Genomic DNA, 26,218 nt, shown 5'->3' with positions numbered 1-26,218 from the left:
GAGGTCAGGCCGCGGCCGTGACCTTCTCCCGGCTGCCGGCAGTGGCGTCGCTGTCGGCGTCGGCAGCGTCGTCGAAGCTGTCGATCGGGGACGACGAGGCGTTCTCGTACGCCGTGAGGTCGAGGATCTTCTCCCGGGCGGAGACGATCACCGGGACGAGGGCCTGGCCCGCGACGTTGGTCGCGGTCCGCATCATGTCCAGGATCGGGTCGATCGCCATGAGGAGACCGACGCCCTCCAGGGGGAGGCCCAGGGTGGAGAGGGTGAGGGTCAGCATGACCGTCGCGCCCGTCAGACCGGCGGTGGCCGCCGAGCCGATGACCGAGACGAAGGCGATCAGCAGGTAGTCGCCGATGCCCAGCTGCACGTCGAAGATCTGCGCGATGAAGATCGCGGCGAGCGCCGGGTAGATCGCGGCGCAGCCGTCCATCTTGGTCGTCGCGCCGAACGGGACGGAGAAGGAGGCGTACTCCTTCGGGACGCCGAGGCGCTCGGTGACCTTCTGGGTGACCGGCATGGTGCCGACCGAGGAGCGGGAGACGAAGGCCAGCTGGATGGCCGGCCAGGCGCCCTTGTAGAACTGGACCGGGTTGACCTTGGCGACCGTCGCGAGGAGCAGCGGGTAGACGCCGAACATGACCAGGGCGCAGCCGATGTAGACGTCGGCGGTGAAGGTCGCGTACTTGCCGATCAGGTCCCAGCCGTAGTCGGCGATGGCGAAGCCGATGAGGCCGACGGTGCCGATCGGGGCCAGGCGGATGACCCACCAGAGGGCCTTCTGGAGCAGTTCGAGGATCGACTCGGAGAGGGTGAGGATCGGCTTCGCCCGGTCGCCGAGCTTGAGGGCGGCGATGCCGGCGACGGCGGCCATGAAGACGATCTGGAGGACGTTCAGCTCGGTGAACGGCGTGATGACGTCGGTGGGGATGATGCCGGTCAGGAAGTCGATCCAGGAGCCCTCGCGCTTCGGCAGCTTGCCGTCCTGCGGGGTGAGGCCGGTGCCGGCGCCCGGGTTGGTGATCAGGCCGATGGCGAGGCCGATGGCCACCGCGATCAGCGAGGTGATCATGAACCAGAGCAGGGTGCGGGTGGCGAGCCGGGCGGCGTTGTTCACCTTCCGCAGGTTGGTGATCGACACCAGGATCGCGAAGAAGACGAGCGGGGCGACGGCCAGCTTCAGGAGCTGGACGAAGATGTCGCCGACCTGTCCGAGGGTCTCCTTCAGCCAGGAGACGTCCTGGCTGCGGGCGATCCAGCCGAGCAGGGCGCCGAGGACCAGACCGGCGATGATCTGGGCCCAGAAGGGGAACTTCGGTATGCGCGAGGAAGCCGGTGACTGCTTCTCGGGTGTGGTCGCGGACGCGGACACAGACACACTCCACAGGTGCGTATCGGGAAATACGGGACGGGGGTGCGGCACACACGCGCTTTCACGCGGGCCGCTGCATGATGCCGGGTCAGACCCCGCGGCAACAGACCGCGGACATACAGCGGCACAGATCGACGTGCAGGCGCGCCACGAGCGGGGTGCTCGCGGCATGAGAAGGGCGCACTGCGGTCGTCATGTCGAACACGTTAACACTTGAACTTTGAGAACCTCAAAGCCCTTCTTTGGGGTGCGAGGACGCCCTCCCGCCTCCGAAACGCAGAACACCCCAGTCGGGAGCCTGGGAAGCTCCGGCCGGGGTGTCCGGGGTTGTACGGGTCTGTGACGAACCTTACGCGCTCTTCACGGGGCCGCCGAGGGCTCACCGAGGACTCACCGAGGGCCGCCGGGGGCGTCCTGAAGGCGCCTCCCGGAGCGCGCCCGGGAGCGCCTCCTAGAGCCCGTCCTCCTGGGAGCGGTTCGCGGCCAGCCGGCCCTTGGCGCGGTCGACCTTCGCCACGACCTCGGCACTCGCCTGGTCGCGCACCTTGCGGAGGAGGACGAAGCTCAGCGGGGCGGAGACGACGACGGAGAGGACGAGGACCCAGAACAGGTTCGAGTCGCCGAGGCCACGCGGCAGCGCGCCGACGTAGACGAGGCCCCACAGGGCGAGGAAGCATCCGGCGAAGATGCCGAGACGCATCAGCGTGTAGCGGAGCATGTCAGCCCACTCTTCCGTTCCGACGTTCCGAAAAGTTCCCAAGATCCCTTACGGGACAAGCGCCCCTCCAGTGAAGCACGCCGCCCGGCCCCCTCCTGGGCCGGGCCTCTTGAGCCCGTCGCACGTAATAGGTACGCTCGCCACATGACCCTTACGTTCGAGGTGGATCCGGCGATCGACCCCGCGCTGCGCGACGGAGTGCTCGCCCTCTGGGCCGATGTGTCCAACGCCGGCGGCGCGGTGGGCTTCGTCCCGCCCGTCACTCCCGACGAGATCCGCCCCGCCCTGCTCACACACCTCGTCGGGATGAACGAGGGCGGTACGCGGCTCCTCGTCGGCCGCGACGCGGCGGGCACGGTCGCCGCCACCGCGTTCTTCACCTTCAACACCCACCCCCTGATGCGGCACTGGGTGTGGCTCTACACGGTGATGGTCGACCCCCGGCTCCAGGGCCGGGGCCACGGCCGCGACCTCATGGCCGCGGTCGAGCACACCGCCCGCACCGCCGAAGGCTTCGACCACATCGAGGCGATCCGGCTGACCTGCCGGGGCGGCACCGGCGTCGACGGCTTCTACAGCGCGTGCGGCTACAAGGAGGTCGGCCGCGTCCCCGACGCGATCCGCGTCGCCCCCGGCGACGACCGGGACGACATCATCATGCTGCTCCCGCTGACCTGAGCCCGCGGACGACCCGACCGCATCGGGCACAGGATGTCGGGTCCGCGCCCCCGGCCGCTTCCTAGGGTGAGGACACGTCGAAGGAAGGACACCACGTGCTGGAGCGGCTCAACCGGGCGCTCGACCACATCGAGGAGCACCTCGTCGCCGAGCGCGACGGCGCCCTCGACGCGGCCGCGCTCGCCCGCATCGCCGCGACCTCGGAGTACCACTTCCGGCGCATGTTCTCGGCACTGGCCGGCATGCCCCTGTGCGAGTACGTACGGCGCCGGCGGCTCACCGTCGCGGGCGCCGAGGTGCTCGCGGGGGAGCGGACGCTCCTGGAGATCGCGGTGCGCCACGGCTACGGCTCCGGCGAGGCCTTCGCCCGCGCGTTCCGCGCGGTGCACGGGGTCGGGCCCGGCGAGGCCCGCCGCACGGGGGCCGCGCTCAGCGCCCAGCCGCGGATGTCCTTCCGACTGGTCGTCGAAGGGAGCAGCAGCATGCGGTACAGGGTCGTGGAGAAGAAGGACCTCAGGGTCGTCGGGCGGAAGGCCCGGGTCCCGCTGGTTCACGAGGGGGAGAACCCGGCGATCGCCGCGCACATCCGGTCCCTCGGGCAGGAGACGATCGAGCGGCTCGGGCGGCTCTCGGACCAGGAGCCCCGGGGCGTGGTCTCGGCCGTGGTCCACCTCGGCGAGAGCCGGGAGGAGGGCGTCGAGCTCGACTACTGGCACGCGGTGGTGAGCGACGCCGAGGTGCCGGCGGAGTTCGAGGTACTGGACGTTCCGGCCGGCTCCTGGGCGGTCTTCGAGAACGAGGGCCCGCTGCCGCAGGCCGTGCAGCACCTGTGGCGGGACATCTTCACCCAGTGGTTCCCCTCCAACCCGTACGCGATCCGGCCGGGCCCCGAGATCATGAGCATCAGCCCCTCGGAGGACTGGAGCACGGCGCGGGCGGCACTGTGGATCCCGGTGGAGCACACGGCGGGGTGAGGGCCCGGCCCGTGGAGCGCGGCGACACGTAGGAAGGGCCGGTGGACGCTTCCACCGGCCCTGCCTTCACGTCCGCTCAGAACCGCGTCAGCCGCGGGGCGCGCCGGCTCAGAACCGCATGAGCTGCGGGGTCTCCCGCCGCTCGGCGTCCGGCCCCGGGTACTCGCGGATGATCTCGTACCGGGTGTTCCGCTCGACCGGGCGGAAGCCGGCGTCGCGGATCAGCTCCAGCAGGTCCTCGCGGCCCAGCTTGTTGGGCGTGCCGTAGTTGTCGGCGTCGTGCGTGATCTTGTACTCGACGACCGAGCCGTCCATGTCGTCGGCGCCGTGCTGGAGCGCGAGCTGCGCCGTCTGCACGCCGTGCATGACCCAGAAGACCTTGACGTGCGGCACGTTGTCGAAGAGGAGCCGGGAGACCGCGAAGGTCTTCAGGGCCTCGGCGCCGGTCGCCATGGTGGTGCGCGCCTGGAGCTTGTTGCGGACCTTGCCGTCCTGCATGTCGACGAAGTCGTGCTGGTAGCGCAGCGGGATGAAGACCTGGAAGCCGCCGGTCTCGTCCTGGAGCTCCCGCAGCCGCAGCACGTGGTCCACCCGGTGCCGGGGCTCCTCGATGTGCCCGTACAGCATGGTCGAGGGGGTCTTGAGCCCCTTCTCGTGCGCGAGGCGGTGGATCCGGGACCAGTCCTCCCAGTGGGTGCGGTGGTCCACGATGTGCTGCCGGACCTCCCAGTCGAAGATCTCCGCGCCGCCGCCGGTCAGGGACTCCAGGCCGGCCTCGATCAGCTCGTCGAGGATGTCGGAGGCCGACATCCCGGAGATGGTCTCGAAGTGGTGGATCTCGGTGGCGGTGAACGCCTTGAGCGAGACGTTCGGCAGGGCCTTCTTGAGCTCGGAGAGCGAGCGCGGGTAGTACCGCCAGGGCAGGTTGGGGTGCAGCCCGTTGACGATGTGCAGCTCGGTGAGGTTCTCGTTCTCCATCGCCTTCGCGAGGCGCACGGCCTCCTCGATGCGCATGGTGTACGCGTCCTTCTCGCCCGGCTTGCGCTGGAACGAGCAGTAGGCGCAGGAGGCGGTGCAGACGTTGGTCATGTTCAGATGCCGGTTGACATTGAAATGCACCACGTCGCCGTTCTTGCGGGTCCGGACCTCGTGGGCCAGGCCGCCGAGCCAGGCGAGGTCGTCGGACGCGTAGAGGGCGATGCCGTCCTCACGGCTCAGCCGCTCACCGTCCCGGACCTTCTGCTCGAGTTCGCGCTTGAGGCCCACATCCATGTACGGCCGCCTCCCTTTTCTCCGAATTACGCCGTGCCCAACCGTACTCTCAGGCCTCTTCGGGCAGCTCTCCGACCCGGTTCTCCCACTTCGTGGACAGCACGATCGTCGTCCGGGTGCGGGAGACGCCCTTGGTGCCGCTGAGCCGGCGGATCGTCTTCTCCAGGCCGTCGACGTCGCTGACCCGCACCTTGAGCATGAAGGAGTCGTCGCCGGCGATGAACCAGCAGTCCTCGATCTCGGCGAGGTCCTTGAGGCGGCGGGCCACGTCCTCGTGGTCGGCGGCGTCGGAGAGGGAGATGCCGATGAGGGCGGTCACGCCGAGGCCGAGCGAGGCGGCGTCGACGGTGGCGCGGTAGCCGGTGATGACTCCGGCCGCCTCGAGGCGGTTGATGCGGTCGGTGACAGAGGGGCCGGAGAGCCCGACGAGCCGGCCGAGCTCGGCGTACGAGGCACGACCGTTCTCGCGCAGAGCCTGGATGAGCTGCCTGTCCACGGCGTCCATAGGTATGAAGCCTTCCATTGTCCAGCGATACCGCGAGTTTAGGTATAGAATCTAAGGTACACAGGGAAGACGCCCTGTGAATCTTTTAGACGATCAAAGACGATCTTTCAGGAGTGGTGTTCACCGTGTACACGATCGAGATGGCCTACGCACGCATGCGCGAGCTGCAGGACCTGGCCAACCGCTCGCGTGCCCACCAGCCGACCGCCGCGTCGAAGCGTGCCGACAAGAAGCACGCCAAGAAGCGCTAATCCGATCGGGGGGTCGCTCCACCGAGCTCTCCCTCCCACCGGCGGTACAGCCGATGCGGCACCCCTGCCGCGTCGAGCACCCGCCCGGCGACGAAGTCCACCAGATCCTGGATGTGCGTCGCCCCCGCGTAGAACGCCGGAGAGGCGGGCAGCACCACGGCTCCCGCCTCGTCCAGCGCCACCATGTGCTTGAGCGTCTGACCGTTCAGCGGGGTCTCCCGCACGGCGACGACCAGCGGACGCCGCTCCTTCAGCGTCACGCTCGCGGTCCGCTGGAGCAGGTCCTTGGAGAGCCCCAGCGCCACTCCCGCCACCGCGGCGGTCGAGGCCGGCACCACCAGCATCCCCTTCGCCGGGTACGACCCCGAGGACGGCCCCGCGGCCAGGTCTCCGGCCGCCCAGTACCTCACGTCGTCGAGGGCGTCCGCCACGTCGAAGGCGTCCGGCGTGCCGTCCGCGCCCCGCGCCAGCCAGGCCGCCAGGTCCTCGCGCCAGTGCGCGTCGCGGAAGGAGATCCCCGTCTCGTCGAGCAGCGTCAGCCGCGAGGCCCTCGACACGACGAGGTCGACGCTCTCCCCGGCGGCGAGGAGGCCCCGCAGTACGGCGGCGGCGTACGGCGTACCCGATGCCCCGGACACCCCCACCACCCAGGGCCGACGACTCTTCATCTCCTGCGACTCCACGACGGAGAGCCTATCCGGCCGGGAAAAGCCAGGCCCGGCGCGGCCCGCTCCCGCGGCCTCACCGGGGCGGCCCGGGGCGGCCCGGCCCGCCCCGGGGGCGGCCGCTACGGGGTGAGCCCGCGGACCAGCAGGTCGAGGAGGGCGCACACGAACAGCGCCATGCCGATGAACCCGTTCACCGTGAAGAACGCCCGGTTCAGACGGGTCAGGTCGTGCGGCTTCACGATCGAGTGCTCGTAGCAGAAGGCGACCGCCACGATCACCAGACCGACCCAGAAGAAGGCGCCGGCGCCGGTGAGCAGGGCGTACCAGACGAGCAGGCCGGTGGTGACGACCGCGGAGGCGCGGGCACCCCACAGCGCGGCCGGGATGCCGAAGCGCGCCGGTACGGACAGGACGCCGTGGGCCCGGTCCGCCTGGACGTCCTGGCAGGCGAAGATCAGGTCGAAGCCGCCGATCCAGACGCCGACCGCGAGGCCGAGGACGACCGCGTCCCAGGACCACTCGCCGGTCACCGCGAGCCAGGCGCCGATGGGTCCGATGGCCTGGGCGAGGCCCAGGATGGCGTGCGGGAAGTTGGTGAACCGCTTGCCGTACGGATAGACGACCATCGGGATGACGGCGAGCGGGGCGAGGGCCAGGCAAAGCGGGTTGAGCAGGGCGGCGGCGCCGAGGAAGACGACGACGGCGATCCCGGCGCCGGTCCACGCCGACCGCACGGACACGGCGCCGGTCACCAGCTCGCGGTGGGCCGTCCGGGGATTGCGCGCGTCGATCTCGCGGTCGATGATCCGGTTGCAGGCCATGGCGAAGGTCCGCAGGCCCACCATGCAGACGGTGACGAGGAACAGCGTCCACCAGTGGATGTTCCTGTCCAGCTGGTACATCGCGGTGAGCGCGGCGGTGTACGCGAAGGGCAGCGCGAAGACCGAGTGCTCGATCATCACGAGGCGCAGGAAGGACTTGACCTTCCCGTCGGAGTCGGGCGCGGGCCCCTGTCCGAGGAAGCCTTCGGCGGCCGATGTCATACGAGGGACCTCCGGAACTCGTCGATGCGACCGCGCAGCTCGGCCCGGTCCATCGGGTCGATCTCCAGGTCGAGGTGCACGGTCGTGTCGTGCCCGTTGGGAGTGAGCCGGACCACGAAGGCGAGGTCGTCGCCCGCCCGGACCGACTGGAGCATGAGGGGGTTGTCCCTGCTCTCCTTGGCCTCCAGACGGAACGAGCCGCCGCGGTCGACCCCGGCCAGGAACGCGTCGGCGAAGGCCGCGGCCTCCCCGGCCTTGAGGTCGAACTCGAAGTCGGCGGTGAAGGCGCCCACCCAGTCGGCCGTCACCCGCCACTGGCCGGGGGCGTCCTCCTCGGGCGCCAGCTCGACCCAGGCCTGGTCGTCCCCTATGCGGAGCGCCCCCGCCGTGGTCACAGCCCGTACTCCTTCCAGCGGCGGTCCACGAGCGCGGCCGTCGCCGGGTCCGACTCAACCATGTCAGGCCAGCCGCCGTCCCGGGTGTAGCCCTCCTCGGGCAGCTTCTTCGTGGCGTCGATACCGGCCTTGCCGCCCCAGAACTGCTGGTAGGAGGCGTGGTCGAGGTGGTCGACCGGCCCCTCGACGACCGTGAGGTCACGGGAGTAGTCGGTGTTGCCGAGGGCCCGCCAGGACACCTCGTGCAGGTCGTGGACGTCACAGTCCTTGTCGACCACGATGATCAGCTTGGTCAGCGACATCATGTGCGCGCCCCAGATGGCGTGCATGACCTTCTGCGCGTGCTTCGGGTACTTCTTGTCGATCGAGACGATCGCGCAGTTGTGGAAGCCGCCGGACTCCGGCAGGTGGTAGTCGACGATGTCCGGCACGATGATCTTGAGGAGCGGCAGGAAGAAGCGCTCCGTGGCGCGGCCGAGCGGCCCGTCCTCGGTCGGCGGCCGGCCGACGACGATCGACTGGAGCAGCGGACGCTTCCGCATGGTGATGCAGTCGATCGTCAGCGCGGGGAACGGCTCCTGCGGCGTGTAGAAGCCGGTGTGGTCGCCGAACGGGCCCTCGGGCAGCATCTCGCCCGGCTCCAGCCAGCCCTCGACGACGACCTCGGCGTTGGCCGGGACCTGGAGCGGCACGGTCTTGCAGTCGACCATCTCGATCCGCTTGCCCTGCACGAAGCCGGCGAAGAGGTACTCGTCGATGTCGCCCGGGAGCGGGGCGGTGGAGGCGTACGTCACGGCCGGCGGGCAGCCGAAGGCGATCGCGACGGGCAGCCGCTCGCCCTTGGCCGCGGCGACGGCGTAGTGGTTGCGGCTGTCCTTGTGGATCTGCCAGTGCATGCCGATGGTGCGCTTGTCGTGCCGCTGGAGCCGGTAGAGCCCGAGGTTCCGGACCCCGGTCTCGGGGTGCTTGGTGTGGGTGAGGCCCAGGTTGAAGAAGGAGCCGCCGTCCTTGGGCCAGGTGAAGAGCGCGGGGAGGAGATCGAGGTCGACGTCGTCGCCGGTCAGGACGACCTCCTGCACGGGCGCGTCGTCCGACTTCACCTTCTTCGGCGGAACGTGGACCATCGCGCCGAGCTTGCCGAAGGCCTCGCGGACACCGATGAAACCCTGCGGAAGCTCGGGCTTGAGCAGCCCGCCGATCTTCTCGCTGATCTCGGCGTACGACTTCAGGCCAAGGGCCTTGAGCAGTCGGCGGTCGGTCCCGAAGACGTTCATCGCGAGCGGCATCGAGGAGCCCTTGACGTTCTCGAAGAGAAGCGCCGGACCCCCCGCCTTGTTCACCCGGTCGACGATCTCCCCGACCTCCAGGTACGGGTCGACTTCGGCCTTGATGCGCTTGAGGTCGCCTTCGCGCTCGAGGGCCCTGAGCAGCGAGCGGAGATCGTCGTAAGCCATAAGGGCCAGTATCCGCCACGGGCTACGCTGGACCTGTCACCGGGGCTGTGGAAACGAGCCCCATCTCTGCTTCCAGGGGGCTGTTCCACATGCTCAGGGCGCTGTTGTTCATCCTGCCTCTGGCGCTGATGATCTACGCCTTCATCGACTGCCTGAACACCCCGGAAGAAGAGGTGAAGCACCTTCCGAAGCCGGTCTGGGCGATCGTCGTGCTGCTGTTCTCGGTGGTCGGCGCGATCGGCTGGATCGTCGCGGGCAAGGAGCGGCGGCCGCGGACCCGGGGCGCGGCGGGCGGCTGGGTGGCCCCCGACGACAACCCCGAGTTCCTCAAGTCCCTCAAGGACGAGAAGGCGGCGACCGGGCTGCCGGACGACGAGGACCTCAGGGCCCGGGAGGCGGACCTCCGCCGCCGCGAGGAGGAGCTGCGGAAGCGCGAGCAGGACGGCGGCGAAACCCCCGAGAAGCCCTGAGACGGGACTCGGGCTCCTGACCGGGCCCCGGACCGCCGCGGGTGCGGCGGTCCGGGAGGGGCTCAGTTGTCGGAGCCGACGGTGTTGTCGTGGCCGGCGTTGAACACGTCGCCGTGCGCGAACTGGAGCCAGTCCCCGAAGACGACGGTGTGCGAGGCCTCCGGCTCCAGTTCGACGGTGACGTCGGCGCTCGCGGCACCGGCGGCGCCGAGCAGGAGGGCACCGGTGGCGAGGGCGGTCAGCAGAGAACGCATGGAGGACACCTCTCGGTAGTACGACGGAACGCTCCGCGGACCGGCGGAGCGTTCCGCAGGCTAGGGCCGCGGGGCGCCGACCTCCGGGCGCCGGGCCGGTGGGGCTCCGCCCCTCAGCCGATCGGCGGGCGCGCGGGCGGGGCGGAAATCACCGCCCCGACGGAACCTCGCACGTGTGTTCCGGTGTGAGGGCGGGCCGGGGAGCGCGGGCGGTCGGAGGTGAGGTGCCGCTCCCGCCGGACAAGCGCGGGCGGTCGGAGGTGAGGCCGGGTTCTCGCCGGGGAAGGCATCCCCCATGGACGAGCGGCTCAGCAGGGACAGGGCACGGCAGTGGCTCGCGACCGCCGTCGCCGAGGCGCGGGCCGGGCTCGCCGAGGGCGGGATCCCGATCGGGGCCGCGCTCTACGGGGCCGACGGGACGCTGCTCGGGCGCGGGCACAACCGGCGGGTGCAGGACGGGGACCCGTCCGRGCACGCCGAGACCGACGCCTTCCGCGCCGCCGGCCGGCYGCGCTCGTACCGGGGGACGACCATGGTGACGACCCTCTCGCCCTGCTGGTACTGCTCCGGCCTGGTGCGGCAGTTCGGCATCTCGCGGGTGGTCGTCGGGGAGGCCGAGACCTTCCACGGCGGGCACGACTGGCTGGCGGAGCACGGCGTCGAGGTGCTCGTCCTCGACGACCCCGCGTGCGCCGCGATGATGCGGGAGTTCATCGCCGAGCGGCCCGCCCTCTGGCACGAGGACATCGGCGAGGAGTGAGATCCGGCGCCCGGCCGTACGCCGGGAGGTCCGGGCATCGGCCCCTCGAAGCAGCGGCATGTCCCCGTCCGGACACGGAGAGGCAACACCTCCAGCACAGAGTCGAAAAGCCGAACGTCTTTCCAACAGCGTGTCGATATCCTTGAGTTGGCTGTGACGGGGGTAGTCCGGGGCAACGCGGGCAACGGGGGAGCAGGTCGTGGACAGGGAGCTGTACGGCCGCGAGGCGGCCTTGCACGATGCCGGGCTGGTCGCGCGCCTCAGCGGCCTCACGCGGGACGGCACCTCCCGCGTGCCGTTCGAGCACGGGGACGATCCGCCGGTCACCGTCTTCACCGGCGGACGCGGTACGGGCAAGACCGCCCTGCTCAAGGAGGTCCGCAACCGCTACCGGGGCTACACGCCGCTCGCGCTCCTCGACTGCGCGCACATCGAGCCGCCCGCCGACCACGGGCCCGGCTGGACCCCGCTCACCGGAGCCCTCGCCGAGCTCGCCGTCCAGCTGTCGCCGAAGGTGCTCGGCGCCCGGCCGGTGCGGTTCCCCCGGGTGTCGCTCGGGCTGGTCGCCGTCGCCTCGATCGGCTGGTCGCAGGAGGACGACGAGCGGGCCCGACACGACCTCCAGCGGCTCGGACCGCTCCTCGCGACCGTCGACCCGACGCGCGGCGCCGCCACCCACTGGGTCGGCAAGGTCCTCGCCAAGCTGGCCGCCACCTTCGCCGAGGCCGCCGCCCCGCTCGCCGGACTGCTCGCCGAGGCGACCGTGGAGACCGTCCTGGAGGAGGTGTTCGGCCGCCTCCAGCGCACCTCGGAGAGCTGGTACGGCACCTACCGGAACGCCGGCGGACGCGGCAAGGCCGGACTCCAGCAGCTCGCCGTCGACTTCGAGCAGGGCGGCCGGCGCCGCGCCGAGGCCGAGGGCTTCCTCGTCGGCGCGCTGACCGAGGACCTCCTCCACCCCTACGTGGGGCTCCGCCGCGGCGGCCGGATCGGCCGCCCGCTGATCCTCCTCGACAACGCCCACGAACCACTCGGCCGGCAGCTCGTCGAACCGATCCTGCGGGCCCGCGCCGAGGGCCGCCGCGACCGGGTCGTCGTCCTCGCCACCTCCCGGGTCCGCGACCACGAGGGGCTGCGGAACGCCACCAGGACCCGGCTGCCGGAGACCGCGCACCGGGCGCCCAGCCCGCGCGACGCCCGCGTCGGCTCCGGCATCCTCGCCGTCGAACTCACGCCGCTGTCCCCCTCGCAGACCCGGTCCGCCTTCGACCACCACGACCCGGCCGGCCGGACCCCGGCCGAACTCTCCCGCGCCGTCCACCGGTTGACCGGCGGCCGCCCCCTCGGCGTCGCCCTGCTCGGCCGCGCCGCCGGAGAGGCCCCGGCCCACCTGCGGGCCGGCCTCACCCCGGCCCGACTCCTCGACCTCACGGTGGAACTCCGCGAGGACACCCCGCCGGTCCCCGTCGCCCCCACCCTGCTCGCCGAACTCCTTCCGGTACGGCGGCCCGGCCCGTACGCCGTGCTCGCCGCCGCCCACGACGAGGAGTCCGCCCGGATGCTCGCCCATGCCCGGCTCCAGGGCGAGTCCCTGGACGGCGACGTGGCGCTGCGCGTCCGCGACCGGCTGCGCGCCGAGGACTGGGCCGCCGCCGAACCGGGCTCCGGCCACTTCGTGGCCGACCCGCTGCTGCGCGCCCTGCTCCTGCACCGCCTCCGCTTCGAGGACGGCGACCACCCCCGGTACGCCGCCTGGCACGCCGTCCACGAGACCCTGCGCCGGCACTACGGCCCCGAGCCCGGCCCGTACCGCCTCCACCACGACCTGGCCCTCGGCCGCACCGAGGAGGCGGTCACACGGCTGCGGACCACCTTCCCCGGACCGGATGTCCTCGGCTGGCTCGGGGAGCTGCGGTTCATCGGCTCCGCGCCCTACCCCCGGGAGCGCGACCGGACCGGCCCCGACCCGCGCCGGGTGATCGCCCTCGGCGGCCGTCCGGCGGCCGGACCGGGCGGCGAGTCCGGCGACCCGCCACCCGGACTCGACCACGACACCACCGAACTCCACCTGTCCGTACGGCGCCTGCTGCACGCCGTATGGCTGCTGACCGATCCGCTCGCGCTGCCCGACGACGAGGTGGCCGACCGGCTGGCGCACGAACTGCGCCGGCTCTCCGGCCGTCATCTGACGGGCAGCGGTTCGCTCTGGGACGCGGCCACCCACTGGCCGCGCGACATCCGTGCCTGGCGGGAGCCGTCGCTGCCGCCGGGGCGCGAGGACGGAGTCTGACGCCATGCCCGACCGCCGCTTCGAGGCGCGGGCGATGTCCGTCACGAAGGTCGAGTACGCCACGACCGAACCGCCGGTCGCCGGCACCTTGCGCCCCGCCGCCGCCTGCGCACCCCCCGCCAGAGGCTCGTGGCCTCCGTCGTCACCGCCGCCGTGGTCCTCGGCCTGGGCGGGTACGGCGTCGCCCGGCTCACCACTCCGGAGGACCGTTCCTGCGCCGAGGGCGTGGCGCGGCCGGAGGGCAGCGGGGAGTGCGTCGGCGTCAACGGCGACGGCCACGCCTTCGGCGTACCCGAACTCGCCGAGGTGGCCCGGGCCATCGGCGCCGAGAACGCCGCCCTCACGCCCGGCGAGTACGCCACCGTCGCCGTCCTGCTGCCGCTGACCTCCACCGACAGCGGCATGCGGACCAAGGTGCTGCACGAGGTCCAGGGCGCGTACGCCTACCAGTTCCGGGCCAACCACGAGTCGAACAGCGAGACGCCGAAGATCCGGCTCGTGCTGGCCAACACCGGCAAGGGCAACGCCCACTGGCGCGGCACCGTCGACCGGCTGATCGCCATGACCGGAGCCCCGCACCGGCTGCGCGCCGTGTCCGGCGTCGCCACCTCCTCCACCGAGGTCCGCGAGTCGGTGGCCGCGCTCACCGGCGCCGGGATCGCCGTCGTCGGCACCACCATCACCGCCGACGACATCGCCAACGGCCCGGGCCCCGGACACAACCGCTACCCCGGCCTCGCCCGCGTCTCCCCGACCAACAACGACGAGGCCAAGGCCCTCGCCCACTTCGGCCGGGTCGACGCGGCGAAGGCCCTCCTCGTGCAGGACACCCGCGGCGGCGACCACTACACGGACACCCTCAAGTCCGCCTTCGCCGCCTCCCTCAAGGGCGCCCCCTACGAGCCGCAGCTCTTCACCTCGCCGCCCGACCCCACCGACGAGGGCACCACCGCCAACACCTTCCGCCAGATCACCCATCTGATCTGCGACACCCGCGCGGAGACGGTCTTCTTCGCGGGCCGCCACACCCAGCTGCGCCAGTTCATCAACGCGCTCGGCTCACGCGGCTGCCTCGACCGGGCCTTCACGATCCTGACCGGCGACGAGGGCTCGTACCTGGGCGGGGACGAGCGGCTGGACCGGAGCGCGCTGAAGGCGCGGCTGACCGTGCGCTACGCGGCGCTCGCCCACCCGGACGCCTGGCGGCCGGCGGCGGGGCGCAAGGTGCCGGCGACCGGCGGTTCGGTCGTGGCGTACTCGACCTTCGTGACGGACATCGCCCGCGCCTCGAAGCAGCCGGTGGCGCTGGCGGACGGGCAGGCCATCGTCGCGTACGACGCGATGGCGACGGCGGTGCACGCGATCCGCCAGGCGACCCCGCAGGGCGCCCGGTACCCGGAGCCGGAGGACGTGGTCACCCAGTGGCCGCAGGTCAAGGGCTCGCTGCGGGTGCAGGGCGCGAGCGGCTGGATCTGCCTGGACAACTACGGCAACCCGTACAACAAGGCGGTCCCGATCGTGGAGCTGGCCCCGGACGGCGGTCAGCGCTTCGTCCAGATCGCCTGGCCGGAGGGCCGGCCGCCGGCCGCGACCTGCCTGCCGCCGAAGCGGGGGTAGGGCCTGACCGGCGCGGCCGTACCGGCTCAGACGCCGGCGTACGAGTGCTTGCTGTTCACGAAGATGTTCACGCCGTAGTAGTTGAACAGGAAGCAGGCGAAGGCGATGAGCGCGATGTACGCGGCCTTCCGGCCCTTCCAGCCGGCCGTCGCGCGCGCGTGCAGGTACGCGGCGTAACCGACCCAGGTGATGAAGGACCAGACCTCCTTGGCGTCCCAGCCCCAGTAGCGGCCCCACGCGTCACCGGCCCAGATCGCGCCCGCGATGATCGTGAAGGTCCAGAGCGGGAAGACGGCCGCGTTGACCCGGTAGGAGAACTTGTCGAGCGAGGCGGCCGAGGGCAGCCGCTCCATGACGGAACGGGCGAAGGCGCCCGGGTTCCCGCCGGTCGCGAGCTTGTTCTCGTACGAGTCGCGGAACAGGTACAGCAGGGTGGCGACGGCACCCAGGTAGAAGACCGCGCCGCAGAAGATCGCGGTCGAGACGTGGATCCACAGCCAGTACGAGTCGAGCGCGGGGACCAGCTGGTCGCTGGGGGTCTTCAGCCAGGTGGTCGCCATGCCCAGGTCGAGCAGGACCGTGGTGACCAGCGGCAGACCGAGCCAGCGGACGTTCTTCTTGGCGACCAGGAAGCCGAGGTACGCGCCGACCGCCACCGTGGAGAACGTGGTGGAGAACTCGTACATGTTGCCCCAGGGGGCCCGCTGCACGGAGAGCGCCCGGGTGATCACGCCCGACGCCTCCACCAGGAAGGCGAGGGCGGTGAGCGAGACGGCGATGCGGCCGTACAGGTCGCCCTTGACCGTGCCGCCGGCGGCGCCGGGGCCGTCCGGCACGTCGCGGGTGCCGGCCGCGGAGCGGGTGACGACCTTCGGCTTCTCCAGGACGGTCGTGCCGCCGGCCGCCTTGGCCTGGACGGTCACGGCGGGGGCGGCGGCCGCGGGGCGGGTGGTGAGCGCGGCGGCGGTGCGGCCGACCTTGCTGCGGCTGCCCAGCACCCACTCGGCGATATGGGCGAAGAAGGCCAGGGTGTAGACGGCCATCGAGGAGTAGATGAGCAGGTCGCTCATCCGCGCCAGGCTCTCGTTGGTCGTGGCGGCGAGGATCACTTGTCGGCCTCTCCAGAAGGGGCGGGGTCTTCTGCGGGTTCTTCCGCGGGTTCCGGTACGTCGTCCGGATCGGCGTCGGGCGCCGGGGGCGCGTCCGCCGTGAGCGCGACCGCGAGGTCGCCCAGCTCCTCGGGCAGCTTGGCGGACTCGCTCCGGCCGAGGCCGGCCATCTCCACGACGGTCACGCCGTCCGCACCGCGCACGGCACGGACCCAGACCCGGCGCCGCTGGATGAAGAGCGAGCCGGTCAGGCCGGCGATGGCGGCGATCGCACCCGCGAGGGCGAGCCCGTTGCCGGGCTGCTGGGAGACCTGGAAGCTCGCCCACTCCTTGATCTCCTTCTCGAAGGTGATCGAGCCGGCGCCGCCGGGCAGGGTCATGGACTGGCCGGGCACGAGCCGCTCCGCGAGCTTGTTGCCGTCCTCGTCCGTGAACTGCTTCATCTTGGTCTTGTCGAGCTGGTAGACGTTCTGTGGCAGCCCGGAGTCCACGCCCAGGCTGCCGTGGAAGGCGGTGAGCGCCATGGCCGGGGAGACGAGCGCCGGGAACTGGGAGAACATCGTGCCCTGGCCGGCGCCCGCGAAGGTCGGCACGAAGAAGGCCTGGAAGCCCAGCTGCTCCTTCTTCATGTTCTTGTCGCGGTACCCGTCCAGCACCTTGATGGCGCCGGTGGACGTGATGTTGTTGTCGATGGGCAGCAGCGGCACGGCACCGTGGTAGACGGTCTTGCCGCGGCCGTCCTTGACCGTGACCACGGGCGCGTAGCCGTGGGCGATCAGATAGACCTTGGAGTCGCCCACCTTGAGCGGCTCGTTGACCCGGATGACCGCCTTCTTGTCCGCACCGCCCTGCGAGTAGGAGACCTTCGCCTCGAACGTGCGGGGTGTGCCGCGCTGGGGGCCGTTCATCTCGTACGTGCCGTCGAAGGCGTCGAGCTTGAAGCTGAACGGTTCCAGCTCGTCCATGCCGAACTGGGAGCCCGACTTGAAGTCGTCGTACTGGGTGAGCGTGTTCGAGAAGCCGTCGCCCTCGACGACCAGCTTGCCGCCCTCGGACTTGAAGAGCTGGCCCCAGGCGAAGGCGACGAGCATGACGATCAGGGCGACGTGGAAGGCCAGGTTCCCGGCCTCGCGCAGGAAGCCCTTCTCGGCGGCGATCGCGTCCCCCGCCGGGTGGGCGCGGAAGCGGCGCCCCTTGAGCAGGGTGAGCGCGGCCCCGCGGACCTGCTCGGGCTCGGCCGCGGTGCGCCAGGTGGTGTACGCGGGGAGCCGGTCGAGGCGCTTGGGGGCGCCCGGCGGGCGGCTGCGGAGCTGGCCGACGAACTGCCAGCTGCGGGGCACGATGCAGCCGATGAGGGAGACGAACAGCAGGATGTAGATCGCGGAGAACCACACGGAGCTGTACACGTCGAAGAACTGGAGCTTCTCGTACAGCGGCGTCAGCGTCTTGTGGGCGTCCTTGAAGGCCTGCGCCTTGATCTCGTCCACGCCGGTCTGCGGGATGAGGGAGCCGGGGACGGCGCCGAGGGAGAGCATGAAGAGCAGGATCAGCGCGACCCGCATCGAGGTCAGCTGACGCCAGAACCAGCGGATCCAGCCGATGACGCCGAGGGTGGGGCCGCCGGTGACGGCCGTCTCGGGGCGCTCCTCGACGGGGGCGGTGGACAGCTGGGCGCCGGCCGCGCCGAGGCCCTCCTGCTGCTCAGCCGACTCCTGCGCGGCTGCCTCCTGCTCCGCTCCGGAGGTGTCCGTGGTGCCGGACGTGTCGGTCGTACTCATGGATCAGATCCCCACCGTGAAACCGCTGGACCAGCCCTGCATCGTGGCGACCATGCTGTCCCACGCGCCCGTGAGGAGCAGGACACCGGTGAGGAGCATCATGCCGCCGCCCACCCGCATCACCCACACGTAGTGCTTCTTGACCCACCCGAACGCCCCGAGCGCCTTGCGGAAGGCGATGGCGGCGAGCACGAACGGTACGCCCAGGCCGAGGCAGTACGCGAAGGCGAGCAGCGCGCCGCGGCCCGCGCTGGCCTGCTCCAGGGCGAGCGCGTTGACCGAGGCGAGCGTCGGGCCGATGCACGGGGTCCAGCCGATGCCGAAGAGCGCGCCGAGCAGCGGTGCGCCGACGAGTCCGGCGACGGGCTTCCGGTGGAAGCGGAACTCGCGCTGGGTGAACCAGGGCATCAGGCCGAGGAAGAACACGCCCATGAGGATCATGAGCACGCCGAGGATCGTGGTGAGCGTCTCGCGGTACTCCTGGAGGGTCGACCCGAAGTAGCCGAAGAGCGCCCCGCCGGAGACGAACACGGCGGTGAAGCCGAGGACGAAGAGGACCGCGCCCGCGGTCATCCGGCCCCGTCGGCTCTCGGCGAGGTCGGTGCCGGAGACGCCGGTCACGTACGACAGGTAGCCGGGGACGAGCGGGAGGACGCAGGGCGAGAAGAAGGAGACCAGGCCGGCGAGGAGGGCGACGGGGAGCGCGAGGAGCAGGGCTCCGCTGGTGACGGTCTCGTTCACCGGCTCACTTCTCCTTGAGGAGGGGGTCGATCATCGACCGCAGCTTCTCCTCGTTGAGCGCCATGAGCGAGCGGGCCGCGATCCTGCCCTCCTTGTCGAGGACGACGGTGGAGGGGATGGACTGCGGGGAGAGCGTGCCCTTGGGGAAGCCGAACAGGATCAGCCTGCCCTGCGGGTCGTAGAGGCTGGGGTAGGTGACCCCGTAGTCCTCCTCGAAGGCGAGGGCCGGCTGCTTGTTGGGGTCGCGGGTGTTGAGCCCGACGAACTCGACGCCCTTGGCCTTGAGGTCCTTGGCGACCTTCGCGAAGTGCGGGGCCTCGGCGCGGCACGGGGCGCACCAGGAGCCCCACACGTTGAGGACGACGACCTTGCCCTTGAGGTCGGCGACGTCGAGCTGCTTGCCGTCGAGCGTCTCGCCCGCGAGTTCCCCGGTGGCCGCGCGCTCGCCCTTGGCGGCGGTGGAGATGCCACCCGTGTTGGTCACGAAGTTGGTGTTGCCGCCACCGCCGGACTTGCCGTTGCTGTCGCCGCCGCAGGCCGAGAGCGTGAGGGCGGCGGACAGCACTCCGACGGCGAGCAGGGTGCGTCGAGGGGCACGGCTAAGGCTCATGTGAAAAGTTTCGCATGGGCGTTTGGGGGATCTTGGGCACCCCCCTACGTGCCCGGAAAGCACCTTGTCAAGATCGTCTAAGCGGACACGGCGGACCGCTGTGCGGACGACCGCGTGGACGGCCGGACGGACCGCTGGACGGACAGCTACGCGGACGGGGTCGACGAGGGGGTCGACGTGGCCGTCGCCGCGGGGCGGAGGAAGGTGTTCCAGCCGCCGGCCGGCTTCTGCCCCACTTCGAGCGAGCGGAGCTTCTGGAGGATCTTCGGGTCCTGGACGTCGAGCCAGTCGACGAACTGGCGGAAGGAGACGAGCCGGACGTCCTTCTTGCCGGCCATGCCCTTGAGGGCGGCCTCGACGGCGTCCATGTAGATGCCGCCGTTCCACTGCTCGAAGTGGTTGCCGATGAAGAAGGGGGCGCGGTTCGACTCGTACGCGCGCGTGAAGCCGCCGAGGAGCGCCTCGGTGGCCTGCTTGCGCCAGCCCGGGTAGCGCGAGGGCATGCCCTTGGTGGTGTTCTTCGACTGGTTGGCGAGCATGTTGTAGTCCATCGACAGGACTTCGAAGGAGTGCCCGGGGAAGGGCACGGCCTGCAGCGGGAGGTCCCAGACGCCCTGGCGCTTGTCGGGCCACATCTGGCGTCCGCCGGGCGAGCTGGCGTCGTAGCGCCAGTTGAGCCGCTTGGCGGTGGGCAGCAGGTTGTCCTGGCCGAGGAGGCAGGGCGTGCGGCCGCCGACCAGTTCCTTGGAGTAGTCGAAGGGCAGCGGGTCGAGCTCGGTCCAGCCGCTGTTGGTCTTCCACTCGGTGACGAACTTCACGGCCTGGTCGATCTCGCTCTGCCACTGGGCCGGGGTCCAGTTGCCGACGGAGCCGGAGCCTCCGCAGAAGTGCCCGTTGAAGTGGGTGCCGATCTCGTGGCCGTCGAGCCAGGCCTGCCGGACGTACTTCAGGGTGTCCTTGATGTGGCCGTCGGTGAGGTAGCCGATGTCCGAGGCGCCGACCCGGTTGTTCGGCGGGCGGTAGAGGTTCTTCTTCGCCTCGGGGAGGAGGTAGAGCCCGGAGAGGAAGAAGGTCATGGCCGCGTCGTGGTTCTTGGCCAGTTCGAGGAAGCGCGGGAAGAGGCCGTTGCCGACCTCGCCGGCGCCGTCCCAGGAGAAGATCACGAACTGGGGCGGGGTCTGGCCGGGTTCGAGCGGGACCGGGGAGTCGGGCTGGTGCGGCTGCTTCCCGGTGTCGGCGGTGGAGCCGTCGCCGATGAGCCGGATGTCGTCCTTGGTCGGGGTGCCCGTGCTCGGTTCGGCCGAGGCGTCACCCCCCTTGCCGGGCCCGGAACGTCCCGCCTTGTCCTGGTTGCCGTTGCTGCACGCCGCGACACCCATCGCCGCCGCGGCCCCAACGCCCGCCCCGAGCAGCCCCCTTCGACTGATTCCACTGATCCCGCGCATGACATCCCCATTCGCGCTGACGTATTAACGAAACGTCATCCAAACCGACAATGAGTGAGATGCTGGGAGGAACACGGAGGTTCCGGGAAATCGCACAAAAATTTCAGGGCGATCGATTGGCATGAACACCACTCGACCGCCCTGAACTGTGGACCGCGAACTCCCGCGCTGTCCAGCGGGGCCGCAATCCTTCACCGAAGGACTACAGACACCGCTCGAACAACCCCTCCGCCGACCCTCCGCGTACCGGAACGCTCACGCTCCGGTATCGCCCGCGCGACGGGGGGAACAACGCGGCGGGCTACGCCCCGAAGGCCTTCGACTTCCCCTTCACCGGCTTCGCGCCGGCGAGCAGATGCGCCGGCACCAGGTCGCGGGCCGGCTCGCTGTACCCGACCGAGACGATCGAGTCGCCGCGGTACGTGAACGAGGTCAGCGACGCGAGCGTGCACTGGCGCCGCCGCGGGTCGTGCCAGAGCCGCCGCTTCTCCACGAAGCTGCGCACGATCCAGATCGGCAGCTGGTGGCTGACCAGCACCGCCTCGTGCCCGCGGGCCGCGTCCTTCGCCGCGTCGAGCGCGCCCATCATCCGGACGACCTGCTCGACGTACGGCTCGCCCCAGGACGGCTGGAACGGGTTGGTCAGGTGCTTCCAGTTCCCCGGCTTGCGCAGCGCGCCGTCGCCGACGCCGAACGTCTTGCCCTCGAAGACGTTCGCCGCCTCGATGAGCCGCCCGTCCGTGGCCAGGTCCAGTCCGTGCGCCTTGGCGACCGGCGTCGCCGTCTCCTGCGCCCGCTCCAGCGGGGAGGCGACGACGTACGTGACGTCCCGGTCGGCCAGGCTCTCCGCGACCCGGTCCGCCATCCGCCGGCCCAGCTCGGAGAGGTGGTAGCCGGCCCGGCGCCCGTAGAGGACACCGTCCGGGTTGTGCACCTCGCCGTGCCGCATCAGGTGGACGACGGTGATGTCCTGCTCGTTCTCCGCCTGGGCGGTGACGTCGCTCATGCCGTCGCCTCCGCGGCGGCGCGGGCGGCGGCCGGCAGGGCGGCGGCGATCCGCTCGACCGCCCGCTCGTCGTGCGAGGCCGACACGAACCAGGACTCGAACGCGGACGGCGGCAGATACACGCCGTCGGCCAGCATCGAGTGGAAGAAGGCGTTGAACCGGAACGCCTCCTGGGTCCTCGCCTCCTCGTAGTTCCGCACTTCGTCGGCGGTGAAGAAGACCGAGAACATGTTGGACGCGGTCTGCAGCCGGTGCGCCACGCCCTCCTTGGCCAGCGCGGCGGTGACCAGACCCTGGATCTCCGCCGAGACCGCGTTCACCTTCTCGTACGCCGCGTCGTCGAGCAGCCGCAGCTGCGCGAGACCGGCGGCCGTCGCGATCGGGTTACCGGAGAGGGTGCCCGCCTGGTAGACCGGGCCCGCCGGGGCGAGGTGCCCCATGACGTCGGCGCGACCGCCGAACGCGGCGGCCGGGAAGCCGCCGCCCATGACCTTGCCGAAGGTCAGCAGGTCCGCCTTCACGCCGTCGACGCCGTACCAGCCGGCCTTCGACGTACGGAAACCGGTCATCACCTCGTCGGAGATGTACAGCGCGCCGTTCTCCCGGCACAGGTCCGCCAGGCCCTGGTTGAAGCCCGCCGCCGGCGGGACGACGCCCATGTTGCCGGGCGAGGCCTCGGTGATCACACAGGCGATCTCGCCCGGGTGCGCGGCGAACGCGGTCCGGACGGCCTCCAGGTCGTTGTAGGGCAGCACGATCGTGTCCCCGGCCTGCGCACCGGTCACACCGGGCGTGTCGGGAAGGCCCAGGGTCGCGACACCGGAGCCGGCCGCGGCCAGCAGCGCGTCCACGTGGCCGTGGTAGCAGCCGGCGAACTTGACGACCTTGGCACGCCCGGTGAAGCCGCGGGCGAGCCGGATCGCGGACATCGTGGCCTCGGTGCCCGAGGAGACGAGCCGGACCTGCTCGACGGGCTCGACGCGCGCCACGATCTCCTCGGCGAGCGCGACCTCGCCCTCGCCCGGCGTGCCGAACGAGGTGCCGCGGGCCACGGCCTCCTGCACGGCGGCGGTGACCTCGGGGTGCGCGTGGCCGAGGATCATCGGCCCCCACGAGCACACCAGGTCGACGTACTCGCGACCGTCCGCGTCGGTGAGGTACGGGCCGGAACCGGACACCATGAACCGGGGCGTTCCGCCCACGGCCCGGAAGGCCCGCACCGGTGAGTTCACGCCGCCGGGCGTCACGAGGGAAGCGCGGTCGAAAAGCGTCTGTGAGACTGGGGCTTCGTATGAATACGGCACTGTGATCCTGACCTGCGAGAACGACTGAGGGCACGACATCGGGAACGGTAGGAGGGTGTGAACATCCTGAGTATTACGCCGGGGCGTTCGCCCTCCGCGTCTGCGAAACTGGGGCGTCAATGGGATGGCTCACGGAATCCATGGTGTCAGAGGCCACGGCGTTCTTGCGGACAGGTGTTTCACCGTACGAACGCGGGGGAGGTCACTGACACGATGATCGGGTCGCGCGGCGGGGTCGTGTTGCCGAGAAGAAGCAGTCGGGTGGAGATATGCATCGCGGTGGCGGACCGGGCGAGGGGACGGACGATCTGGGTCCGGAGTCTGCCCGCCGGGGGAGGCACCGGCGCCGGCGGACCGAGGACCCCGCTTCGGGAGGCTCCGGCAGCCCGGGCGTTCCCGGCGTCCCGGACACCTCGGGCCCTCCGGGGGATCCGGTCACCGGAGGCGCGAGCGGGAGTGGCCGGTTGGGGGTGACGTACAAGTACTTCGGTGCGCCCGACGGGGCCACGGCGGCCCGCGTACCGATCTCGATGCGCCCGGAGGAGCTCGGCGGCGACGAGCTCGGCATGGGCGGCATGTTCACCAAGATCAAGCCGGAGACCATAGCCGCCATGGTCCTGACCGGCATCCAGGGCATGCCGCTGAACAAGGTGCCGCCGCTGGAGCTCGTGGTCCTGCACCCGGACTACGCGGTGGTGAAGCTGCCGATGACCGTCGTCGACCCGCTGCGCGCGATCGGTGAGGAGTCCGTCGGCGCGGCCGCCTTCATCTGGTCCACGGTCCCGGACCGCGGCGGCCCCCGCGACGCCTTCGACGTCTACCAGCTGCTCCACGAGTGGCAGGACTTCTCGGTCCGCCTCCACGAGGCGGGCCACCAGCCCTACTGCCTGGTGTGGCCTTAGAGGTCACGCGTCCCCGGGAGGACCGGCCCTCCTCCGTCAGGTCCGGTCCTCGGCGGCCTTCGCGGCCTCGGCCGCCTTGGCGGCCTCCGCCGCCCTCGCGCGTTCCGCGGCCAGTTCGCGGGCCGAGGCGAGGCGGTACGGCACGTCGATGACGACGACGTTCTTCATGAACAGCAGCCGGGTCTTGAGCCGCAGCGCGCTCTGGTTGTGGAGCGGCTGCTCCCACCAGTGGCCCACCACGTACTCGGGGATGACCACCGAGATCACCGAGTTCCCCGTCCGCTCCGGCGCCTCCCGGACGTGCCGCAGCACCGGCTGGACGATCGAGCGGTACGGCGAGCTCAGCACCCGCAGCGGTACGTCGATGCCGTGCGCCTCCCAGGTCGCGCGGAGCAGTTCCACCTCGGCCGGGTCCTCGGCGACGGTCACCGCCGTGAGCGAGGTGCCGCGCAGGGTCTTCGCGTACGACAGGGCCCGGAGGCTGGGCGCGTTGACGGAGGCCACCAGGACGAGGACGTGGTTGCCGGCGAGGACGCGGGGCCGTTCGCCGGGGCCGACGGCCACCTCGGCGGCGACGGCGTCGTAGTGCCGCCGCACCCCCTTCATCCCGGCGAAGAGCACCGGCATCGCGATGACGACGAGCCAGGCGCCGTGGGTGAACTTGGTGATGAGGACGATGACGAGGACGACCGCGGTCAGACAGGCGCCGAAGGCGTTGATCGCGAGCCGCCGGTGGATGGAGTGCCGGTCGGCGGCCCCCGCCGGGGTGGCCAGCTCCCGCCGCCAGTGCTTGACCATGCCGGCCTGGGAGAGGGTGAAGGAGACGAAGACGCCGATGATGTACAGCTGGATGAGCCGGGTCAGCTCGGCGTCGAAGGCCACGATGAGGACGATCGCGGCGAGCGCGAGCAGCACGATGCCGTTGGAGTAGACGAGCCGGTCGCCGCGGTGGAAGAGCTGCCGGGGCGCGTAGCGGTCGCGGCCGAGGACGGACGCCAGCATCGGGAAGCCGTTGAAGGCGGTGTTGGCCGCCAGGATGAGCACGCCCGCGGTGACGGCCTGGAGGACGTAGAAGAGGATGTGCCAGTCGCCGAAGGTGGCCCGCCCGATCTGGGCGAGCGCGGTGGACATCGGGGTGCCGGGCGCGAGCCCCAGCTCGGTGGGGTCCTCGGCGACGTGGACCTCGTAGACCATCGCGAGCACGGTGATCCCGAAGAACATGGTCACGGACAGCCCGCCCATGATCGCGAGGGTCATCGCCGCGTTGCGGCTCTTGGGCCTGGCGAAGGCGGGTACGCCGTTGCTGACGGCCTCGACACCGGTCAGCGCGGTGCAGCCGGAGGCGAAGGCGCGCAGGGCGAGCAGCACGAGCGCGATCCCCGAGTAGGTGGACACCGCCTCCACGGGCAGGTCGGCGGACTCGGCGCGGATCGTGGCGCCGGTCGCCATCCGTACCGCGGCGACCGCGAACATCAGGTAGATGACCGCGATGAAGGCGTACGTGGGGACGGCGAACCAGCGGCCCGACTCCCGCACCCCGCGCAGGTTCATCCAGGCGAGCACCGCGACGAAGACCGCCGACAGGAGCACGGCGTGCCCGTCGAGCGAGGGGACGGCCGAGGTGATGGCGGCGACCCCGGACACCACCGACACGGCGACGGTCATCACGTAGTCGATCAGCAGCGCGGAGGCGGCGGTGAGCGCGGCGGTCCGCCCGAGGTTCTCGGCGGAGACGACGTAGGCCCCGCCGCCGCCCGGATAGGCGTAGCAGGTCTGCCGGTAGGAGGCCACGACGACCAGGAGCAGGATCACGATGCCGACCGCCGCGTACCAGGCCAGGTGGAGCACGGCGAGGCCGCCGAGGGCGAGGATCAGCAGGATCTCCTCGGTGGCGTACGCGACCGAGGAGAGGGGGTCGCTGCAGAAGATCGGCAGGGCGACCCGCTTCGGCAGCAGGGTCTCGCCGAGCCGGCCGCTGTCCAACGGACGACCTACGAGCAGGCGTTTCGCCGCACTTCCAGCTCTCATAAGTGATGAAGTTAGGACGAATGGTATGTAATGCGCGGATGCCGCGCCCTGGGGGACCCCGTACGCCTGGTGGGGACCCGCACGAGGAAGGACCTGACGCGTGAGCGGAGCACGAGGAGTGCGCATGGCCGGCGAGCCCCTGCAGATCGGCGAGGTCGCCGCACGGACCGAGCTGTCCCTGCGCACGATCCGGCAGTACGAGGACAACGGCCTGGTCGTCCCGTCCGCGGCCTCACCGGGCGGCTTCCCGCTCTACACGGACGCGGACGTGGCGCGGCTGATGGTCGTCCGTCGGATGAAGCCGCTCGGCTTCACCCTGGACGAGACCCGCGAACTCCTCACGGCGGTGGACCTGCTGGCGGGCCCGGAGACGGAGCTGGAACCGGAGGAGCGGGCCGCGCTCGTGGCCCGCGTCCGCGGCTACGAACGGGCCGCCGCGGAACGGGTCGCCGAACTGCGGGCCCAACTCGCCCGGGCGGAGGAGTTCGCCGCCTCGTTGCGCGAGACCCGCCTGACGGGGACGCCTGCTTGAGGGTGGGGCCCGGGATACGGGCCGGGCGGGATACGGGCCGGGCGG

Annotated in this window: 26 protein-coding genes; 9 read left to right on the top strand and 17 right to left on the bottom strand. The window is 71.0% G+C overall.

The window, feature by feature from the left end; genetic code table 11:
* Positions 1 to 4: 4 nt before the first annotated feature.
* Together EAO70_RS28035 and EAO70_RS28030 are read right to left on the bottom strand one after the other, a co-directional pair.
* Positions 5 to 1,369, bottom strand: coding sequence for a dicarboxylate/amino acid:cation symporter (locus EAO70_RS28035; protein ID WP_148005692.1), 1,365 nt, complete (start codon positions 1,367 to 1,369; stop codon positions 5 to 7).
* Positions 1,370 to 1,820: 451 nt separating this feature from the next.
* Positions 1,821 to 2,087: a DUF4229 domain-containing protein gene (locus EAO70_RS28030; RefSeq protein ID WP_148005691.1), complete on the bottom strand. Its 267-nt coding sequence runs from the start codon at positions 2,085 to 2,087 to the stop codon at positions 1,821 to 1,823.
* A gap of 144 nt (positions 2,088 to 2,231) precedes the next feature.
* Between EAO70_RS28030 and EAO70_RS28025 the strand changes: the two genes are divergently transcribed.
* A complete protein-coding gene (locus EAO70_RS28025) occupies positions 2,232 to 2,765 on the top strand; it encodes a GNAT family N-acetyltransferase (protein WP_148005690.1) in 534 nt (177 codons plus the stop codon).
* Positions 2,766 to 2,860: 95 nt separating this feature from the next.
* Positions 2,861 to 3,739, top strand: coding sequence for a GyrI-like domain-containing protein (locus tag EAO70_RS28020; protein ID WP_148005689.1), 879 nt, complete (start codon positions 2,861 to 2,863; stop codon positions 3,737 to 3,739).
* A gap of 108 nt (positions 3,740 to 3,847) precedes the next feature.
* Here EAO70_RS28020 and mqnE read toward each other — a convergent pair whose 3' ends face one another.
* Positions 3,848 to 5,011 carry an aminofutalosine synthase MqnE gene (gene mqnE, locus EAO70_RS28015; protein WP_148005688.1) on the bottom strand — a complete coding sequence of 388 codons (1,164 nt, stop codon included), beginning with the start codon at positions 5,009 to 5,011 and terminating at the stop codon, positions 3,848 to 3,850.
* A gap of 49 nt (positions 5,012 to 5,060) precedes the next feature.
* Positions 5,061 to 5,516: an Lrp/AsnC family transcriptional regulator gene (locus EAO70_RS28010; protein ID WP_148005687.1), complete on the bottom strand. Its 456-nt coding sequence runs from the start codon at positions 5,514 to 5,516 to the stop codon at positions 5,061 to 5,063.
* A 116-nt stretch (positions 5,517 to 5,632) separates the two neighbouring features.
* On the opposite strand from EAO70_RS28010, the gene EAO70_RS39610 reads away from it, so the two are divergent.
* A complete protein-coding gene (locus tag EAO70_RS39610) occupies positions 5,633 to 5,767 on the top strand; it encodes a hypothetical protein (RefSeq protein ID WP_261993177.1) in 135 nt (44 codons plus the stop codon).
* Here the strand turns inward: EAO70_RS39610 and EAO70_RS28005 are convergent.
* The 4 genes from EAO70_RS28005 to EAO70_RS27990 all read right to left on the bottom strand — a co-directional run bounded on the left by EAO70_RS28005 (position 5,764) and on the right by EAO70_RS27990 (position 9,327).
* Positions 5,764 to 6,435, bottom strand: coding sequence for a UbiX family flavin prenyltransferase (locus EAO70_RS28005; protein ID WP_148006553.1), 672 nt, complete (start codon positions 6,433 to 6,435; stop codon positions 5,764 to 5,766). The two genes, EAO70_RS39610 and EAO70_RS28005, sit on opposite strands and share 4 nt — an antisense overlap.
* A gap of 119 nt (positions 6,436 to 6,554) precedes the next feature.
* Positions 6,555 to 7,478 (bottom strand): menaquinone biosynthesis prenyltransferase MqnP, encoded by a 924-nt coding sequence (mqnP, locus tag EAO70_RS28000; protein ID WP_148005686.1) that lies wholly within the window; start codon positions 7,476 to 7,478, stop codon positions 6,555 to 6,557.
* Positions 7,475 to 7,873: a hypothetical protein gene (locus EAO70_RS27995; protein WP_148005685.1), complete on the bottom strand. Its 399-nt coding sequence runs from the start codon at positions 7,871 to 7,873 to the stop codon at positions 7,475 to 7,477. The genes mqnP and EAO70_RS27995 overlap by 4 nt, the downstream gene beginning before the upstream one ends.
* Positions 7,870 to 9,327, bottom strand: coding sequence for a menaquinone biosynthesis decarboxylase (locus EAO70_RS27990; protein WP_148005684.1), 1,458 nt, complete (start codon positions 9,325 to 9,327; stop codon positions 7,870 to 7,872). The genes EAO70_RS27995 and EAO70_RS27990 overlap by 4 nt, the downstream gene beginning before the upstream one ends.
* Before the next feature lie 89 nt (positions 9,328 to 9,416).
* On the opposite strand from EAO70_RS27990, the gene EAO70_RS27985 reads away from it, so the two are divergent.
* Complete coding sequence (locus tag EAO70_RS27985; RefSeq protein WP_148005683.1) at positions 9,417 to 9,797, top strand: PLD nuclease N-terminal domain-containing protein; 381 nt, start codon at positions 9,417 to 9,419, stop codon at positions 9,795 to 9,797.
* 62 nt (positions 9,798 to 9,859) lie between these two features.
* On the opposite strand, the gene EAO70_RS27980 is transcribed toward EAO70_RS27985, so the two are convergent.
* A complete protein-coding gene (locus EAO70_RS27980; protein WP_148005682.1) occupies positions 9,860 to 10,051 on the bottom strand; it encodes a hypothetical protein in 192 nt (63 codons plus the stop codon).
* 295 nt (positions 10,052 to 10,346) lie between these two features.
* On the opposite strand from EAO70_RS27980, the gene EAO70_RS27975 reads away from it, so the two are divergent.
* From EAO70_RS27975 to EAO70_RS27965, 3 genes are all read left to right on the top strand, one after another.
* The gene (locus tag EAO70_RS27975) at positions 10,347 to 10,811 is read left to right on the top strand and encodes a nucleoside deaminase (RefSeq protein ID WP_148005681.1); all 465 of its coding nucleotides are present in this window, start codon (positions 10,347 to 10,349) and stop codon (positions 10,809 to 10,811) included.
* A 199-nt stretch (positions 10,812 to 11,010) separates the two neighbouring features.
* A complete protein-coding gene (locus tag EAO70_RS27970) occupies positions 11,011 to 13,101 on the top strand; it encodes a hypothetical protein (protein WP_148005680.1) in 2,091 nt (696 codons plus the stop codon).
* A 129-nt stretch (positions 13,102 to 13,230) separates the two neighbouring features.
* Positions 13,231 to 14,718, top strand: a complete 1,488-nt coding sequence (locus tag EAO70_RS27965; protein ID WP_315986252.1) for a hypothetical protein — start codon at positions 13,231 to 13,233, stop codon at positions 14,716 to 14,718.
* A gap of 26 nt (positions 14,719 to 14,744) precedes the next feature.
* Here the strand turns inward: EAO70_RS27965 and ccsB are convergent, their stop codons facing one another.
* The 7 genes from ccsB to hemL form a co-directional block, all read right to left on the bottom strand.
* Complete coding sequence (gene ccsB, locus EAO70_RS27960) at positions 14,745 to 15,827, bottom strand: c-type cytochrome biogenesis protein CcsB (protein ID WP_148005678.1); 1,083 nt, start codon at positions 15,825 to 15,827, stop codon at positions 14,745 to 14,747.
* Entirely contained in the window at positions 15,824 to 17,605 is a 1,782-nt protein-coding gene (locus EAO70_RS27955; RefSeq protein ID WP_148005677.1) for a cytochrome c biogenesis protein ResB, read from the bottom strand. The genes ccsB and EAO70_RS27955 overlap by 4 nt, the downstream gene beginning before the upstream one ends.
* Positions 17,606 to 17,608: 3 nt before the next feature.
* Positions 17,609 to 18,346: a cytochrome c biogenesis CcdA family protein gene (locus tag EAO70_RS27950; RefSeq protein WP_148005676.1), complete on the bottom strand. Its 738-nt coding sequence runs from the start codon at positions 18,344 to 18,346 to the stop codon at positions 17,609 to 17,611.
* A 4-nt stretch (positions 18,347 to 18,350) separates the two neighbouring features.
* Positions 18,351 to 18,956: a TlpA family protein disulfide reductase gene (locus EAO70_RS27945; RefSeq protein WP_148005675.1), complete on the bottom strand. Its 606-nt coding sequence runs from the start codon at positions 18,954 to 18,956 to the stop codon at positions 18,351 to 18,353.
* 146 nt (positions 18,957 to 19,102) lie between these two features.
* Positions 19,103 to 20,392 carry a hypothetical protein gene (locus EAO70_RS27940; protein ID WP_148006552.1) on the bottom strand — a complete coding sequence of 430 codons (1,290 nt, stop codon included), beginning with the start codon at positions 20,390 to 20,392 and terminating at the stop codon, positions 19,103 to 19,105.
* Between the two features lie 310 nt (positions 20,393 to 20,702).
* On the bottom strand, positions 20,703 to 21,407 hold the full coding sequence (locus EAO70_RS27935) for a histidine phosphatase family protein (RefSeq protein WP_148005674.1): 705 nt from the start codon (positions 21,405 to 21,407) through the stop codon (positions 20,703 to 20,705).
* Positions 21,404 to 22,750 carry a glutamate-1-semialdehyde 2,1-aminomutase gene (gene hemL / locus EAO70_RS27930; protein WP_148005673.1) on the bottom strand — a complete coding sequence of 449 codons (1,347 nt, stop codon included), beginning with the start codon at positions 22,748 to 22,750 and terminating at the stop codon, positions 21,404 to 21,406. The genes EAO70_RS27935 and hemL overlap by 4 nt, the downstream gene beginning before the upstream one ends.
* A 230-nt stretch (positions 22,751 to 22,980) precedes the next feature.
* On the opposite strand from hemL, the gene EAO70_RS27925 reads away from it, so the two are divergent.
* Entirely contained in the window at positions 22,981 to 23,613 is a 633-nt protein-coding gene (locus EAO70_RS27925) for a hypothetical protein (RefSeq protein WP_148005672.1), read from the top strand.
* A 36-nt stretch (positions 23,614 to 23,649) separates the two neighbouring features.
* On the opposite strand, the gene EAO70_RS27920 is transcribed toward EAO70_RS27925, so the two are convergent.
* A complete protein-coding gene (locus tag EAO70_RS27920) occupies positions 23,650 to 25,641 on the bottom strand; it encodes an APC family permease (protein WP_148005671.1) in 1,992 nt (663 codons plus the stop codon).
* Positions 25,642 to 25,765: 124 nt separating this feature from the next.
* Here EAO70_RS27920 and EAO70_RS27915 point away from each other — a divergent pair, with 124 nt between their 5' ends.
* Positions 25,766 to 26,173, top strand: coding sequence for a MerR family transcriptional regulator (locus tag EAO70_RS27915; protein WP_148005670.1), 408 nt, complete (start codon positions 25,766 to 25,768; stop codon positions 26,171 to 26,173).
* Positions 26,174 to 26,218: the final 45 nt, after the last annotated feature.

It is taken from the genome of Streptomyces sp. adm13(2018) (assembly GCF_008042145.1).
In the GTDB taxonomy this organism is placed as follows: domain Bacteria; phylum Actinomycetota; class Actinomycetes; order Streptomycetales; family Streptomycetaceae; genus Streptomyces.
This window is presented reverse-complemented; position numbering and strand designations above follow the sequence as displayed.

Bases quoted from the DNA above. Each gene is read 5' to 3' on its own strand.
- EAO70_RS28005 (WP_148006553.1), bottom strand. From the start codon at position 6,435: ATGAAGAGTCGTCGGCCCTGGGTGGTGGGGGTGTCCGGGGCATCGGGT.
- EAO70_RS27915 (WP_148005670.1), top strand. From the start codon at position 25,766: ATGGCCGGCGAGCCCCTGCAGATCGGCGAGGTCGCCGCACGGACCGAG.
- EAO70_RS27955 (WP_148005677.1), bottom strand. From the start codon at position 17,605: ATGAGTACGACCGACACGTCCGGCACCACGGACACCTCCGGAGCGGAG.
- EAO70_RS27920 (WP_148005671.1), bottom strand. From the start codon at position 25,641: ATGAGAGCTGGAAGTGCGGCGAAACGCCTGCTCGTAGGTCGTCCGTTG.
- EAO70_RS27935 (WP_148005674.1), bottom strand. From the start codon at position 21,407: ATGAGCGACGTCACCGCCCAGGCGGAGAACGAGCAGGACATCACCGTC.
- EAO70_RS27990 (WP_148005684.1), bottom strand. From the start codon at position 9,327: ATGGCTTACGACGATCTCCGCTCGCTGCTCAGGGCCCTCGAGCGCGAA.
- EAO70_RS27985 (WP_148005683.1), top strand. From the start codon at position 9,417: ATGCTCAGGGCGCTGTTGTTCATCCTGCCTCTGGCGCTGATGATCTAC.
- EAO70_RS28010 (WP_148005687.1), bottom strand. From the start codon at position 5,516: ATGGACGCCGTGGACAGGCAGCTCATCCAGGCTCTGCGCGAGAACGGT.
- EAO70_RS27980 (WP_148005682.1), bottom strand. From the start codon at position 10,051: ATGCGTTCTCTGCTGACCGCCCTCGCCACCGGTGCCCTCCTGCTCGGC.
- EAO70_RS28025 (WP_148005690.1), top strand. From the start codon at position 2,232: ATGACCCTTACGTTCGAGGTGGATCCGGCGATCGACCCCGCGCTGCGC.
- EAO70_RS28030 (WP_148005691.1), bottom strand. From the start codon at position 2,087: ATGCTCCGCTACACGCTGATGCGTCTCGGCATCTTCGCCGGATGCTTC.
- EAO70_RS27945 (WP_148005675.1), bottom strand. From the start codon at position 18,956: ATGAGCCTTAGCCGTGCCCCTCGACGCACCCTGCTCGCCGTCGGAGTG.
- hemL (WP_148005673.1), bottom strand. From the start codon at position 22,750: ATGTCGTGCCCTCAGTCGTTCTCGCAGGTCAGGATCACAGTGCCGTAT.
- EAO70_RS27925 (WP_148005672.1), top strand. From the start codon at position 22,981: ATGCATCGCGGTGGCGGACCGGGCGAGGGGACGGACGATCTGGGTCCG.
- mqnP (WP_148005686.1), bottom strand. From the start codon at position 7,478: ATGACATCGGCCGCCGAAGGCTTCCTCGGACAGGGGCCCGCGCCCGAC.
- mqnE (WP_148005688.1), bottom strand. From the start codon at position 5,011: ATGGATGTGGGCCTCAAGCGCGAACTCGAGCAGAAGGTCCGGGACGGT.